Origin of the sequence: Actinomadura alba, assembly GCF_014323705.1 — a bacterium.
Classification (GTDB): Bacteria; Actinomycetota; Actinomycetes; order Streptosporangiales; family Streptosporangiaceae; genus Actinomadura_C; species Actinomadura_C alba.
In genome coordinates, this window is the sequence record NZ_JABVEC010000002.1 from 481,011 (window position 1) to 492,219 (window position 11,209).

An 11,209-nucleotide genomic window follows, 5' to 3' on the forward strand; every position below is an offset into this window, starting at 1 on the left:
TGGCGATGTCACTCGATGGGGAGCGGGACATGGGCGGGAAGCTCGACGAGGCCAAAGACGATCTACTCCGGCGGGCGGCTGAGACCTGCGCCCAGACACCTGGGGCGCGCCCCGACTGGGCCGGCGACAGCTTTGACTACCTGCGGCTTTACTACCGGCACGTGGCCCCGGAGGATCTACTCGGCCGAGACCCCGCCGACGTGTGCGGTCCCGCGATGGCCCACCGGCACCTCGGAGAGGAGCGGCCCCAGGGCCGTGCCAAGGTACGGGTCTTCACCCCGACGATCGAGGGGCACGGCTGGGACCCCGGTCACACCGTCCTGCAGATCGTCACCGACGACATGCCGTTCTTGATCGACTCGGTGACGATGGAGCTGAGCCGGCACGACCTGTCGACGCACCTCATCGTGCATCCGCAGTTCGGCGTGGACCGCGACGTGGCCGGTCATCTGCGCGGGTTCCGCAGGGCGACGGACGGCGACCAGGATCTCGACGAGGCCTGGATCCACATCGAGATCGACCGCACCAGCGACCGTGCGGTGCTGGACCGGCTGGAGATCGACCTCGAACGCGTTCTGACGGACGTGCGGGTCGCGGTCGAGGACGAGCCGAAGATGCGGTCGCTGGCCGGCGCCATCGCGATGGAGCTCACCGAGCACGCCCCGCCGCTGCCGGGCACCGAGATCGCCGAGAGCGTCGAGCTGCTCGACTGGCTGGCCGACGACCATTTCATCTTCCTCGGCTACCGGGACTACGACCTGATCGATGACGGCGCGGTCCTGCGTCCGGTCACCGGCACCGGCCTCGGCATCCTGCGCCCCGACAAGTTCGAGTCGCACAGCTTCGCGGCGCTGCCGCCCGAGGTGCGAGCGAAGGCGCGCGAGCCGAAGATCCTCATCCTCACCAAGGCCAACTCCCGGGCGACCGTGCACCGGTCGAGCTACCTCGACTACATCGGCGTGAAGAAGTTCGACGCCGCGGGCGAGGTGATCGGTGAACGGCGGTTCCTGGGCCTGTTCACCCACGTCGCCTACAGCGAGTCGATCTCGCACATCCCGATGCTCAAGCGCAAGCTCGACGAGGTGCTGGTACGGGCGGGGTTCACCCCGGACAGCTACGACGGCCAGGACCTCATCGAGATCCTCGAGGCATATCCGCGCGACGAGCTGTTCCAGACCTCGGTCGACGAGCTGGTGCCGATCGCACTCGGCGTGCTGCGGTTGCGCGAGCGCCGGCGGCTGAAGCTCTTCCTGCGCAAGGACGACTACGGCAGGTACATGTCCTGCCTGGTCTATCTGCCGAGGGATCGCTACACCACCCAGATCAGGCTGCGCATCCAGCAGATCCTGCGCCGCGCCTTCAGCGGCGTGACGGTCGACTACAGCGCGATGGTCTCCGAGTCCGTGCTCGCGCGCCTCCATGTCGTCGTACGGGGCGAACGCGGCAAGCCGCTGCCCGACGTCGACACCGAGGACCTCGAGGCCGAGCTCACCACGGCCATCCGGTCGTGGTCCGACGACCTCGTCGACGCGCTGGTCGAGCAGATCGGAGAGGAGCGCTCGGCGGCGCTGTTCCGCACCTTCGGCGATGCCTTCCCCGAGGGGTACAAGGCCGACTTCCCGGCCCGTACGGCGGTCGCCGACCTCAAGCGGCTCGACGGGCTCACCGAGCCGGGCGACACCTCCATCAACCTGTACGAGGCCTACAACGCCGCGCCGGGCGAGCGCCGGCTGAAGATCTACCGGTTGGGACCGCCGATCTCGCTGTCCCATGTGCTGCCGCTGCTGCAGAACATGGGCGTGGAGGTCGTCGACGAGCGGCCGTACCAGATTGACCGAACCGATCGCGACCCGATGTGGATCTACGACCTCGGGCTGCGCTACACGCCGTCGGCGGGAGTGGACGAGGCCGAGGTCAAGCGGCTCTTCCAGGAGGCCTTCACCGCCCTGTGGCGAGACGACATCGAGAGCGACGGGTTCAACGCGCTGGTGCTGCACGCCGAGCTGAACTGGCGGCAGGCAATGGTGCTGCGGGCGTACGCGAAGTATCTGCGCCAGATCGGAATCACGTTCAGCCAGAGCTACATCGAGCAGGTCCTGCGCGCCAACGCGCCGGTCACCAGGCTGCTGGTGCGCCTGTTCGAGTCGCGCTTCGACCCGGTCCGCAGCGACGGGGAGGAGACGCGCAGCACCAAGATCGCCGATGAGATCCTGGCCGCGCTCGACGAGGTCGCGAGCCTGGACCAGGACCGCATCCTGCGGGCCTACCTGGCATTGATCCAGGCCACCCTCCGCACCAACTTCTTCCAGACGCGGGCCGGTGTCACCGGCGAAAGCTCACCGGCCGCGGCGGGTGAAGCGGGGACGGCGTCCGTGCGGGCCGCCGGCGGCCGGCACAAGCCGTACCTGTCGCTGAAGTTCGACCCGCGGCGGATCCTGGACCTGCCGCAGCCGCGGCCCAAGTTCGAGATCTTCGTGTACTCCCCCCGGATCGAGGGGGTGCACCTGCGGTTCGGCTCGGTCGCCCGTGGCGGCCTGCGCTGGTCGGACCGGCTGGAGGACTTCCGCACCGAGATCCTCGGCCTGGTCAAGGCCCAGGCGGTGAAGAACACCGTCATCGTGCCGGCCGGCGCGAAGGGCGGCTTCGTGTGCAAGCGACTGCCCGAAGCCGGCGACCGGGGGGCTTACCTCGCCGAGGGCATCGCCTGCTACAAGCAGTTCATCAGCGGTCTGCTGGACATCACCGACAACCTGGTCGACGGCGAGGTGGCGCCCGCACCCGAGGTCGTCCGGCATGACGGCGACGACACCTACCTCGTCGTCGCCGCCGACAAGGGCACCGCGACGTTCTCGGACGTCGCCAACGAGGTGGCGGCGGCGTACGGCTACTGGCTCGGCGACGCGTTCGCCTCCGGGGGGTCGGTCGGCTACGACCACAAGGCGATGGGCATCACCGCTCGCGGCGCCTGGGAGTCGGTGAAATACCACTTCCGGTTCCTCGGCCTCGACGTCGGCGCCCAGGACTTCACCGTCGTGGGCATCGGCGACATGTCCGGTGACGTCTTCGGCAACGGGATGCTGCTGTCCCGGCACATCAAGCTCGTCGCCGCCTTCGACCACCGGCACATCTTCGTCGACCCCGACCCCGACCCCGAGAGCTCCTTCGAGGAGCGCAAGCGGCTGTTCGGCCTGCCGCGCAGCTCGTGGGCCGACTACGACACGTCGCTGGTCTCGGCCGGGGGCGGGGTGTTCCCGCGTACGGCCAAATCGATCAAGCTGACCCCGCAGATGCGGGAGGCGCTCGGCATCGAGCCCGACGTCGCGGCGATGACGCCGTACGAGCTGATCCACGCGGCCCTGTGCGCCCCCGTGGACCTGCTGTGGAACGGGGGGATCGGCACGTACGTCAAGGCGACCTCCGAGAACAACGCCGACGTGGGGGACAAGGCCAACGACCCGGTCCGGGCCGACGCGGCCGACCTGCGCTGCCGGGTGATCGGTGAGGGCGGCAATCTCGGGCTGACCCAGCTCGCCCGGATCGAGTTCGCCAGCGGCGGCGGGCTCGTCAACACCGACTTCATCGACAACTCCGCCGGCGTCGACACCTCCGACCACGAGGTGAACATCAAGATCCTGCTGGATCAGGTCGTCCGCGACGGGGAGCTGACCGGCAAGCAGCGCAACAAGCTGATGTACGACATGACCGACGAGGTGGCCGAGCTGGTGCTCGGCGACAACTACGGTCAGAACGTCGTGCTCGCGGCCTCCCGCGAACAGGCCGGGAACATGCTGCAGGTCCACGCCCGCTACCTGCGGAGACTGGAGAGCGACGGCAAGCTCGACCGGCGGCTGGAGTTCCTGCCCGACGACAAGGCGCTCGCCGAGCGCAGGCACGCTCCCGCCGGTGCCACCGGCGCGGGGCTGGGCCTGTACGGGCCGGAGTTCGCCGCGCTGCTGGCCTACGCCAAGCTCACGCTCGACGACCAGCTCGTCAACTCGGATCTGCCCGACGATCCCTACCTGGCGTCATGGCTTGTGGGCTACTTCCCGACACCGCTGCGCGAGCGTTTCCGCGGGTACATGGACCGGCATCCGCTGCGCCGGGAGATCATCGCCACTCAGGTGGTGAACGAACTGATCAACAACAGCGGCGTGACGTTCATGTTCCGGTTCAACGAGGAGACCGGGGCCTCGCCCCAGGACATCACCCGGGCCTATCTGGTCGCCCGCGAGGTCTTCGACATGCCGAGGTTCTGGCGGTCGATCGAGCAGTTGTCCGATCAGATCGACGTGTCGACCCAGCTCGCCATGCGGCTCGAAGCGCGCAAGCTCACCGAGCGCGGCGCGCGCTGGCTGCTGCGCAACCGCCGCCCGCCGATCGACATCCAGCAGACCATCGACCTCTTCGCCGAGGGTGCCGTGGCGCTGGCGCCCAGCCTGCCGAAGCGGCTGGTCGGACGGGACCTGTCGGCCTTCGAGGAGCGTCGTGACGGCTTCGCCGGCCAGGGTGTGCCCGAGGATCTGGCCGAGCAGGTGGCGATGATGGTCCCGGCGTACTCGACCTTCGATCTCGTGGAGATCTCGCACACCACCGGCCGGACGGTCGAGGAGACCGCAGAGGTCTACTTCGATCTGGCCGATCGGCTGGAACTCGCCCGCCTCAGGGAGCGGATCATCGCGCTGCCCCGGCCGGACCGGTGGAAGTCGATGGCACGCTCGGCACTGCGTGACGATCTCTACACGGCGCACGCGGCGCTGACCCGGGACGTCCTCACCACGAGCGAACCCGGCGCCGGACCCGAGGATCGGCTGGCCGCGTGGACCGACAAGAACGCCTCCGCGAAGGAGCGGGCGAGCCAGATGCTGAGCGAGATCTGGGAGAGCGACAGCTTCGACCTGGCCACCCTTTCGGTGGCCCTCGGTGCGATCCGCACCCTGGTCACCGCCGGTTCGCTGCCCAACTGACCCGCCCGGTGAAAGAGGGGCTGGTGGTCACCGTCGGGCGCCGGCGTGCTCCGCACACAGCGGTCAAGGAGGCGCTGAGCGCGCCGGCGCCCAACGGAACTCAGGAGGCGGCCGCCCGCACGGCCTTCCGGTAGCTGCCCGTCACGTCGACCGAGCCTTTGTCCTTGGGCGGGACCTTGGACAGGTACTGCACGAGCACGGTGGTGTCGAGCCGGTCCTTGACGTTGCCGGGCGGAGCGAGCCCGACCAGGTCGCCCGTGATCGAGATCGCCCCGGGCTTCTTCGCGGTGTAGCGCTCGTTCTGCTGCAGGACGTACCAGACGAGCGCGCCGCCGTCGGTGGTGCGCAGCGCGTACACCGGTGCGGTGCTGGGCGCGAACAGCGAGGTCAGGCCCACGCCGACCTTGGAGAACTGGCCGGTGGCCCGCTCGAGGGCGGCGTAGGCCTGCGTGGTGTGCGGCCCCGGACCGATGCCGGCCGCGGCCGGAGACTTGGGACCGCTCGTGAGCAGCGCGGCGTGCGCGGCACCGACCTTCGACGGGCTGAGGGCGAGCCGCGCGTCGCCGGGCGGCACCGAGGTCGCGTAACCGTTCTTGTCGACGGCCACTCCGCCGAGCGGCCCCGCTGTCGGGTACGGATCGGCGGCGAGCCGCCAGGGCGCACCGGCCTTGTCCTGGACGAACAGCAGCGCGTGCTGTTGCTCGGCTCGGCGCTGCCGCCCGTTGCCCTCGCGTGAACCGGTACGTTCCGCGCGCGAGGTGGCGCCGACGGCGAACCAGCGCGGATGGGCGGTCAGCTTCGGGATGTAGAAGGACGGCTTGGTGTAGGTGAACTGGGTGTACTTCTGCTTGGTCGCACGGCGCAGCTTGTAGCCCGCCGTGTCCATGTCGAGCTGCGCGCCCGTCTCGGCGGACGCCAGCAGCTTGTCGTCGAGGGCCTTGTTGGCCTGGTTGTTGGTGCTCTCGTACTTGTTGAGCACCTCCCGGGCCTCGCTCAGGGTGAGCTGCGGTGCCGGCGACGGGGCGCCGGGGCCGACGCCCGCGCCGCTGCACGAGGCCAGCGGACACGAGGCCAGCGGGACGGTGAGGGCCGCGAGAACGGCCAGACGGAGACGCATGAAACCCCCCGGGGGAAGACGATGACGCATTCCGGGGAGCATCATCGCAGAGTGATCGGAGCGTCACTCTGCGTTTACTCAGATTGGGGTTTACTCAGATTGGGGTCACCCTGATGCGCGGGTGAACGCCTGGGTCACCGCGCCGTCGTGCGCGACGACGTCGGCCCTCGGGGCGGTCTTACGACCCGGCCCCGGTGACGGCGTGTGCGCCGGTGTGCGCGCAGGGGGCTGGACGGGGACCACCGCGGCGAACTGCAGGGTCTGTGTCACGTTGAGCTCGTCCTTCAGCACGAGCGTGTCCAGCAGGTGGGCGGCGTCACGCGGGATGGACAGGCGGTTCCTCTTGTCCTTGAGAAAGGTCACGGTGTTCTGGCTCAGCGCGTACAGCACGAGGCCGCCGCCGTCGGCCGTGCGCAACGGAAAGATCGGGAAGCCGGTCGCCGTGAAGACGGTGTCGTAGGCGAGCCCGGCCTCCGCCGCCCTTCTCTTGGCCCTGCGCGTCTGCGTGTAGTAGCCGGAGGTGTAGGCGCCGGTCCGCAGCACGTCGGCGGCGACGGAGCCGGAGCCCTCCACGGCGAGCGTGGCGTGGATCCCGGAGACGCTGCGCGGCTGGATCATCAGCCCGGCGTCGAAGGTCGCGAGTGGCGTCGCGTAGCCCTCGCGGTCGACCACCACGTGGGGGACCTTCGTCTTCGCGTTCAGCACCGTCGTGAGGCTGAGCCGCCAGCGGGTGGACGGGGAGGAGCGGTGGAACGCCATGAGCGCGGTGCGCTTGGATCTCGGCTCCGACGCGCTGCGCCCGGCTCCGGCGGAGGAGCCGTTCCCGCTCCTGGTCGTCCGGTCGACGGCCGCGACGAACCACTGCGGGTAGGTCGACAGCCGGGGCACGTAGAGACGGGGGGTCGCGTAGTGGTAGCGCGGCACCGGCTCGCCCGTGAACGCGGCCTTGCGGAAGGCGGCCGCGATCAGCTGGGACTGGCCGTCGGCGGCCCACGACAGCGCGAGCCGCTCGTCACCGCTCGCTCGGGCCACGTCCTCGTTGGTGACGTACGCCCGGAACGCCTGCCTGGCCACCTCGGGGGTCAGCCGTTCGGGGGTGGGGGTGGAGGCGAAGGCCGCCGGGGCGGTGGGCCGCTCCCTCGGTTCCGAGCAGCCCATGACACCGATGAGCGCCAGCACGGCGGTCATCGTCAACGCGATCGTTCGGAACGTATGCCGTCGCACCGTCCTCTGCTTCACCGTCCGAGGCCCCCGGGCTTGTCATGATCTACATTCGCTGATCCGTGATTCTGCCACCCCTCAATGGTGGATGGAGACGGTGCCGTCGCTCACCGGTGCTTTCCCGCCGATAAACTCGACGTGTGGCAGCCATCGATGCTCAAGATCAGCTCAAGGAGCTCAACTCGACCCTCACCGGCATCGAGGCGGTGCTCGATCTCGACGGCATGCGGGGGGACATCGGGAAGCTGCGTGAGGAGTCCGCGGATCCCGAGCTGTGGAACGACCAGGAGCGTGCGCAGAAGGTGACCCGCCGGCTGTCCTATCTCGGGAGCGAGCTCAGCCGGGTCGAGGCTCTGCGCAACCGCCTCGACGACCTCGCCGTGCTGTTCGAGCTGGCCTGGGAAGAGGACGACGGCGACACCCTCGGCGAGGCCGAGGGCGAGCTGGGCTCACTCCGCAAGGACGTCCAGCAGCTCGAGGTCCGCACGCTGATGGCAGGGGAGTACGACGCGCGTGAGGCGCTCGTCACGATCAACGCCCAGGCGGGCGGTGTCGATGCGGCCGACTGGGCTCAGCAGTTGCAGCGCATGTACCTTCGCTGGGCCGAGCGGCACGGCTACCCGACAGAGATCTACGACACGTCCTACGCGGAGGAGGCCGGCATCAAGTCGACCACCTTCGTGGTACGCGCGCCCTACGCCTACGGCACGCTGCGCGGAGAACACGGCACCCACCGGCTCGTCCGCATCTCGCCCTTCGACAACCAGGGGCGGCGGCAGACGTCGTTCGCCGGCCTCGACGTGGTACCGGTGGTGGAGCAGAGCGACCACATCGACATCGACGAGAGCGAGCTGCGGATCGACGTCTACCGCTCCAGCGGTCCCGGCGGCCAGGGGGTCAACACCACCGACTCCGCGGTCCGGATCACGCACCTTCCGAGCGGCATCGTCGTCTCCTGCCAGAACGAGCGCAGCCAGCTGCAGAACCGCGCCTCGGCGATGAACGTCCTGCAGGCCAAGCTGCTGGAGCGCAAGCGGCAGGAGGAGGCGGAGAAGATGGCCGAGCTGCGCGGTAAGGGCACCACCAGCTGGGGCACGCAGATCCGCAACTACGTGCTGCACCCGTATCAGATCGTCAAGGACCTGCGCACCGGCGTCGAGGCGGGTAACCCCACGGCCGTCCTCGACGGTGAGATCGACGAGTTCGTCGAGGCCGAGATCCGCTGGATGCGCCAGCAGGAGAGCGCCGCCTCCTGAGAAGAGGTCCCCGCTAGGAGAGGTGCTGCAGCGCCAGCGCGAAGGCCAGGGCGAACGCCAGCACGAGTGCGATGAGGACCACACTCGGCGGTACCGAGGGGCCGTGGTCGTGGACCTCCGCGCGGGCGGCGCGGCAGGTCGGGCAACGCCCTTCGACGACCGGACCGGAGCATCGAGCACAGATCAAGTGTTCGCAGCTCATTCCGCGCCCTCCTCCTGGATCCCCGATCGAGGGACCGGTTACGTCCAAGTTGGACTTTCCATGTCAGTGTCCCCTCTAGACTGCGACATGGCCAACCGGACCGCCAAACCGGAGGCCCGCGGCGGCATTTGTCCCAAATGAGGACACCGTCGTCCAACAGACCCTAGACTGGCACGCCGTGATGCACTCGTGATCCACTTCGACAACGTCACCAAGGTTTACCCGAGCCAGAACCGACCGGCCCTCCAGCACGTGAACGTCGCCGTTGAGAAGGGCGAGTTCGTGTTCCTGGTGGGTCCCTCGGGGTCGGGCAAGTCGACCTTCCTGCGGCTGGTCCTCAAGGAGGAACGTCCGTCGCAAGGCCATGTCCACGTGGCCGGCAAGGACCTGAGCCGGCTGAACAACTGGAAGGTTCCGCACCTGCGCCGCAGGATCGGCTGCGTCTTCCAGGACTTCCGGCTGCTCCCCAACAAGAACGTCTTCGAGAACGTCGCCTTCGCGCTCGAGGTCATCGGAAAGCCGCGGCGCTTCATCGGCAAGGTCGTGCCCGAGGTCATCGACCTGGTCGGCCTGGAGGGCAAGGCCCACCGGATGCCCGATGAGCTCTCCGGCGGCGAGCAGCAGCGAGTCGCCATCGCCCGGGCGTTCGTCAACCGCCCGATGATCCTGCTCGCCGACGAGCCGACCGGGAACATCGACCCGGCCACCTCGATCGGCATCATGAAGGTGCTGGACCGGATCAACCGGACCGGCACAACCGTCGTGATGGCCACGCACGATGCCGCGATCGTCGACGCCTTCCGTAAACGGGTCGTCGAACTCGAGGACGGCCGCGTGGTCCGCGACCAGTCGCGCGGGGTTTACGGCCAGGCCTACTGATCTGGCCCGACTCGGCCCAGCCCGGCCAAGACCCCCGGCCAACGACCAGCGAGGACAGCCAAGAAGATGCGGGTACAGTTCGTTCTCCAGGAGATCTGGATCGGTCTCCGCCGGAACCTCACGATGTCGATCTCTCTCGTCATCACCGTCGCGATCGCGATGGCACTCTTCGGCACCGGCCTGCTCATCAACAAGCAGGTCTCGAACTCCACGAACTACTGGTACGACAAGATCGAAGTCTCGATCTTCATGTGCACCAAGACCAGCTCCAACACCAGCTGCAACAAGGCCGACGCGACCCAGGAGCAGAAGAACACGATCAAGTCCGACCTGGAGAAGCTTCCGCAGGTCTCCGCGGTCGAGTACGAGAGCAAGGACGCGGCGTTCGCGCGGTTCAAGGACCAGTTCTCCAGCACGCCCGGCATGGTGCAGAGCACCAAGGCCGGTGACATCCCCGACTCGTTCCGGGTGCGGCTGAAGAATCCGGAGGAGTACAAGTCGGTCTCCAGCGCCATGCTCGGCCGGCCGGGCGTGGATCAGGTGGTCAACGAGCAGGAGATCCTGAAGAAGTTCTTCCGGATCCTGAACGGCCTGCAGTGGGCCGCCCTGTTGATCGCCGGTATCCAGGTCATCGCGGCGGTGCTCATCGTCGGCAACACGATCCGGCTGTCGGCCTTCAACCGGCGCCGCGAGACCGGGATCATGCGGCTCGTCGGCTCGTCGAACATGTACATCCAACTGCCGTTCATCCTCGAGGGCGCCATCGCCGGCCTGGTCGGCGGCATCCTGGCGGCGTTCCTGCTGGTGCTCAGCAAGATCTTCCTGATCGATCGATTGCAGGGATCGTTGCAGTTCGCCAGTCAGCTGAGTTGGAGCTCGGTGGTCGGCATCATCATCTTCTCGGTCTGCGTCGGCGTCCTGCTGTGCGCGTTGGCCTCGTTCCTGACTCTGCGCAGGTACCTGAAGATCTGATCCGCGTAGAATTCTGGCATGCTCGGGCTCACGGGCCGCGTGCCGTGCGGCCTGCTCGCCACGTTGCGGATGACTGTGCTGCCGACAAAACGCCGAGGCTGATCAAGTGCCACGTGAGACAGGACGCAAGCTGGTCGCGCAGAACAAGCGCGCCCGCTACGACTACCACATCGATGACACCTGGGAAGCCGGCATGGTGCTCCAGGGCACCGAGGTGAAGTCGCTGCGAGCCGGACGGGCCTCGCTCGTCGACGGTTACGCCGTCGTGCGCGACGGTGAGGTGTGGCTGATGGGCGTGCACATTCCCGAGTACACGCAGGGCACGTGGACCAACCACGAACCGCGCCGCCCGCGGAAGCTGCTGCTCCATCGGCGTGAGATCGGCCGCCTGATCGGCATGACCTCGGAACAGGGGCAGACGCTGATCCCGCTGTCCCTGTACTTCAAGGACGGCAAGGCCAAGGTCGAGATCGGACTCGGGCGCGGCAAGCGCTCCCACGACAAGCGCCAGGACATCGCGAAGCGCGAGGCCAAACGAGACATGGACCGGGCGATGCGCCATCGTTCGCGGCCCTCCTCCCGGCGCGCGGGGGCGTAG

The 11,209-nt window shown here is 68.2% G+C and carries 8 protein-coding genes; 5 read left to right on the forward strand and 3 right to left on the reverse strand.

What is annotated here, in order from left to right; all coding sequences use genetic code 11:
* Positions 1-29 precede the first annotated feature (29 nt).
* Positions 30-4,964, forward strand: a complete 4,935-nt coding sequence (locus HKK74_RS05185; protein ID WP_187241991.1) for an NAD-glutamate dehydrogenase — start codon at positions 30-32, stop codon at positions 4,962-4,964.
* A 100-nt stretch (positions 4,965-5,064) separates the two neighbouring features.
* Here HKK74_RS05185 and HKK74_RS05190 read toward each other — a convergent pair whose 3' ends face one another.
* Positions 5,065-6,081 carry a DUF8094 domain-containing protein gene (locus HKK74_RS05190; RefSeq protein WP_187241859.1) on the reverse strand — a complete coding sequence of 339 codons (1,017 nt, stop codon included), beginning with the start codon at positions 6,079-6,081 and terminating at the stop codon, positions 5,065-5,067.
* A gap of 105 nt (positions 6,082-6,186) precedes the next feature.
* Positions 6,187-7,269 (reverse strand): DUF8094 domain-containing protein, encoded by a 1,083-nt coding sequence (locus HKK74_RS05195; RefSeq protein WP_187241860.1) that lies wholly within the window; start codon positions 7,267-7,269, stop codon positions 6,187-6,189.
* Between the two features lie 173 nt (positions 7,270-7,442).
* Between HKK74_RS05195 and prfB the strand changes: the two genes are divergently transcribed.
* On the forward strand, positions 7,443-8,558 hold the full coding sequence (gene prfB / locus HKK74_RS05200; protein WP_187241861.1) for a peptide chain release factor 2: 1,116 nt from the start codon (positions 7,443-7,445) through the stop codon (positions 8,556-8,558).
* Positions 8,559-8,571: 13 nt separating this feature from the next.
* Here prfB and HKK74_RS05205 read toward each other — a convergent pair whose 3' ends face one another.
* On the reverse strand, positions 8,572-8,760 hold the full coding sequence (locus tag HKK74_RS05205; protein ID WP_187241862.1) for a hypothetical protein: 189 nt from the start codon (positions 8,758-8,760) through the stop codon (positions 8,572-8,574).
* Between the two features lie 189 nt (positions 8,761-8,949).
* On the opposite strand from HKK74_RS05205, the gene ftsE reads away from it, so the two are divergent.
* The 3 genes from ftsE (at position 8,950) to smpB (ending at position 11,209) form a co-directional block, all read left to right on the forward strand.
* Positions 8,950-9,639 carry a cell division ATP-binding protein FtsE gene (ftsE, locus tag HKK74_RS05210; RefSeq protein ID WP_187232580.1) on the forward strand — a complete coding sequence of 230 codons (690 nt, stop codon included), beginning with the start codon at positions 8,950-8,952 and terminating at the stop codon, positions 9,637-9,639.
* Between the two features lie 66 nt (positions 9,640-9,705).
* Positions 9,706-10,611: a permease-like cell division protein FtsX gene (ftsX, locus tag HKK74_RS05215; RefSeq protein WP_187241863.1), complete on the forward strand. Its 906-nt coding sequence runs from the start codon at positions 9,706-9,708 to the stop codon at positions 10,609-10,611.
* A gap of 106 nt (positions 10,612-10,717) precedes the next feature.
* On the forward strand, positions 10,718-11,209 hold the full coding sequence (smpB, locus tag HKK74_RS05220) for an SsrA-binding protein SmpB (RefSeq protein WP_187241864.1): 492 nt from the start codon (positions 10,718-10,720) through the stop codon (positions 11,207-11,209).